This is a genomic window from Acinetobacter sp. GFQ9D191M (assembly GCF_011174875.1).
Classification (GTDB): domain Bacteria; phylum Pseudomonadota; class Gammaproteobacteria; order Pseudomonadales; family Moraxellaceae; genus Acinetobacter.
The window spans coordinates 1-3,991 of the sequence record NZ_JAALGV010000134.1 but is presented as its reverse complement, the minus strand read 5'-3'; the positions used below and the strand labels follow the sequence as shown (position 1 = coordinate 3,991).

The window sequence follows — 3,991 nt, the reverse complement described above, 5'->3', positions numbered from 1 at the left end:
GTCTTTAATGTGCAAAGACAGTTGCACAACTTCATCAATCAAATAAGCAACAGGACTTACAGATTGGCTTTTTGTGAAAGTCGGTGCACCAGCTTCAGCGATAAACTTCTCGCTAATCGGTTTTTTGATTTCTAAGCGATACACACGGCGCAGCTTGTTTAAGCAATCAGACATTGAGCCATCGCCAATACCGTGACGGGCTTTCTTGTTATCACGAGTCTTAAACGTGAAGTATGGAAAATGTTTGGCCATGACTGCAGTAATGTCTTTACCAACCAAGTAAATGTGGCTGTGTGTTTCGTAGAAGTGGGTAAATGACGTCTCTACGTGATAAGCAGCCAACAAGCTTTTTGCTTGAGGGTCAGTGATAACCGATTTAACTTGTTTAATCATTTTTTTGGCAATTGTTTTGTTATTCATGATGAACACCCTATAAATTTGATTAATTAGATTGAGTTAATGCAAGTTGCGTAAAAATACGTTTTAGGCACACTTTACATGTAACAAGGTGCGGTACCGTGTCCACGGTAACTTCACCTACTTTCATTTTGAATTCTTTCTTTGCTTCATCTGCAGGGAATAAGCCTCCAGCTGAGCACAAGTACTGGTTTTTCTCACGAACCAATTTAGATCCTGAGTAGTCTTCATCAAAAACCAAGTGAGTCACTGTATTTGATTTTTCACCATCGCCCCATGATCCAGCTGACAAGCCTGACATTACAATTTTTACACCAGTGAACCATTTGAACGGTAAAGCACTGAAGTTTTTCTTCTGATCGATAGCATCAAAGATCGGTTTAGCTTGTTGCAGCGCATTGAATAATTCAAACAATGCAGTAATTTTTTTCTTAGCATCCTGTTCAGCCTGGTTCCACTTGGTTTGCGCCTCATACTCAGCACGGGTATACCAGACCACTTGCCCATTTTTTGCATATAGCCAAAGTTTTTTACCAGTCATGAGATGGTTCACCATCGCATCGGGCATATCAAACATGAGGTTGTTAAATGACATAACTTTGTCATTCAGGTTGATAAAAGACTTTTTATCTTCAGGTAGTAGCACCGGCACTAACGTAGAGCGTACTAATGCTTCGTAGTTGTCAGTAGACATGCTAGAACGTGGGAAACTATGACCTGTAAACACTGGCTTAAGATAAGGGTTGTATGGCAACTCAGTTGCTAAAACCTTGGTGGACCATTCTTCCCACAAATTGAACTTTTTAGCTTGTTCAACCATATGGTGCAGATCTGCAGTAGAAATTCTAACTGATGGCATTGAAGGGTTATTTATTGATTCTGGCGCACGAGTTACACGAACAAGTTCTATAACTTCATGCGCTTCAATTGGACCATATTTGCGATCAAGGTTTTTGCTAAGTAATTCATTAATAGTAACCATTTCAACTCCAAGTTTTAAGCTTTCTGCTTCAATATGTTTATTTTAAGATAGAACCTAAACCAAAAACTTTTTTAAAATTATTTATTTTTATTATTGTTTTACTGGTCCTTGCTGCGACTTTTAACAGATAGCAGCTAAAAATAGTAATGAGGATGCTATTAAAATGATGGAAGCAATTAAGGTACCATACAAATAAGCATTGATCCTGGTGCGCCAGATCTAGCGCTGGCCACAACCAAATTTCTAAACCTTTTTTTAATCAATTAAAAAACATCGAATGCGGTTTTCAACTGCCAACCAGTGAAGCAATAGACATGCTTCACTGGTTGTTGTTATTAAGCTTCAGTCAATTCATTAATATCTAGGATATGAACGCCGTTTGATGTCAGTAGCCAACATGAGAGGGTATGTGCTTCAGTGACTTGAAGTATGAGGCTGTTAAGAGTGTCACTAGATTTTTTGCAGTAAAGGCAATCAGGTTCAGGATTGCTACCATCATCATCAATCAATGGCGTGTCAGCAATTAAGCGGTATGAAGCATACTTAATGATGTCAATATCATCGGCATTGATTGGCTCTTTTGAGCTTAGGCGTACTTGCTCTAAACTGAATGCTTCAGGTTCAATCCATTTAACCTTACTGGTGTTTTCAATCTGGTAACTTAACTGAGTGCCATCAGCAAAAAACACGACAAATTGACCATCTTCAATGTGCTGTACTTTAAAATTGCATGGAATGGTGAATGTGTTGTAGTAATTCATGGGGTTTCTCCAAGTTGTAGGCGTTGAGCCTAAGTTGATTAATCGTTTAAAACAGATTCGATAAAAGAGAGTATTTCAGCTTTAAGAGATGCTGAAATGGTTGCAGTATTTAACTGGCTTAAATACATATCAGCTTTGTCTTTTATTTCTTTTGACGTTGCGGTTTTACGAATTAAAACTAATGTATTCCACATATTAAAAGCCCTTTAGGATAGTGATTAAATCTATATTCATTATACAAAGCGCAATAGCTGTTTAATTTTTCTTAAAATTTAAAAATTCAAAACCTTTTTAATCAATTAAAAAAACATCGAATGCATTTTAAAAAATACCCAAAAGAAAAGGGATAAGGTTTTACGCTTATCCCTGTTTGGGTTTTAGATATGGCAATCAACAATCGTGATTATATAGTCGCTTGGAAAGCTCTTGAGCAAGGCTTGGTTTTTGTTTTCCCAATCTTCTTCCTTGCGAATATCCAGTCCAAACATGCCACACTCTGAACCTGTCCAGTCGCCTATTTCATCACCACTGGTCGCATCTAAGAAACAGTATGTACCGAATGGGTTTGCTGATTTTTTAGCTAGGAATTCTTCACGGCTCACCAAAAATTCATCAAATTCATGTCCGAATATGCCAAACAGGTTATCCGTATCACTGGCTTTCATTAATAAGATTGCATCTTGGTTATGATAGAAATTACGCTTATCGTTCACTGATTCGATTGATTCATCAGACCAAACATCAGCCCATGACCGCCAAGTACGTGAAGCATCACCGATACACTTCTCAAAATAGTCATAAACACGGTTAGCTTCGGTTTTTAAGCGGTTGATTTCGGTTTCAAAATCTAGCTCACCAATCGGGCAGCTATCCACTTTTCGTCCATCAAGACGCAACAGCATGTTTTTCCAACGTCCTCCGATTTCATACCAATCGTATTTCGGATTCGGGTTGGTGGTGGTGAAGTAATCGACCACTTTACCGTCAGCATCAAGCTCTATCCATTCTGTCCAACTTTCATCAGGTTTTTCACCTGTCAAAACAGTCGGCGTAACTTTTTCGTTATACCAGTTAATGAACTGTTGAAGCTCAAACACTTCAGTACATGGCACATCTTTTTGATGCCATTGAATGAACATGCCTAAATCACGAATGCGACTTGAGTACGTACCATCATCGTTTTTGACCTGTACCACTGATAAATGCTTACCGCCGTTCGGGAAGTCAGCAAAAATATCACCTTTGTTGTTTTTGATGGCATAAAGCTCTAAGTCTGTTGCATCACGCACGAAACGAGAGTCGTCAAGAAACGCATAGCGTTCTTCACCATCATCTAAGATAGGCTTTGAGTTTTTCATCAAAGTGATTTCTGTCGATTCGTATTGGTCTTTAATTTCGTCCAATGATGATTCTGAAATGCAATATTTGTTTTTAATGCCTGAGCATTCAAATTCGTAAAATGGTTCTAGGGCATCTACAACATCACCATCAGGGGTGGTAACTACTGCAACTGTGAAATGTGACATTTTAAAATCTCCAAGTTTTGAGCCGTGTGCTCTACATCTGAGATTCCATAATAGTTATTAAGTGGCGTTTATAATTTTTTCCTTAAAATATTAATGAAGCTGAATTTAACAACGGTAGTGGTTCAGTAATTAAAATATTTTAATCAATTAAAATCACCGTATACGTTGAATAAAACTAATATCAATTATTTATATTTAATTAAATAAAATAAGGCTCACATATTAAAATAACCTGATTACATAGATCTATATCAAAAAAAGATGGCAATAATTAATAGTTGCCATGGCAGAGTAAAACTTGAAGT

Annotated in this window: 5 protein-coding genes; all 5 read right to left on the bottom strand. The window is 37.4% G+C overall.

Annotated elements, in window-relative coordinates; translation table 11 throughout:
- The coding region (locus G5T77_RS16090; RefSeq protein WP_166236253.1) for a hypothetical protein at nucleotides 1-420 on the bottom strand (420 nt) is incomplete at its 3' end.
- 22 nt (nucleotides 421-442) lie between these two features.
- On the bottom strand, nucleotides 443-1,399 hold the full coding sequence (locus G5T77_RS17295) for a hypothetical protein (protein ID WP_227504909.1): 957 nt from the start codon (nucleotides 1,397-1,399) through the stop codon (nucleotides 443-445).
- Between the two features lie 335 nt (nucleotides 1,400-1,734).
- A complete protein-coding gene (locus G5T77_RS16080; RefSeq protein ID WP_033917496.1) occupies nucleotides 1,735-2,160 on the bottom strand; it encodes a hypothetical protein in 426 nt (141 codons plus the stop codon).
- 38 nt (nucleotides 2,161-2,198) lie between these two features.
- Nucleotides 2,199-2,354, bottom strand: coding sequence for a hypothetical protein (locus G5T77_RS16075; RefSeq protein WP_005006030.1), 156 nt, complete (start codon nucleotides 2,352-2,354; stop codon nucleotides 2,199-2,201).
- A 183-nt stretch (nucleotides 2,355-2,537) separates the two neighbouring features.
- Nucleotides 2,538-3,686, bottom strand: a complete 1,149-nt coding sequence (locus tag G5T77_RS16070) for a hypothetical protein (protein ID WP_047471716.1) — start codon at nucleotides 3,684-3,686, stop codon at nucleotides 2,538-2,540.
- Between the last annotated feature and the right edge of the window lie 305 nt (nucleotides 3,687-3,991).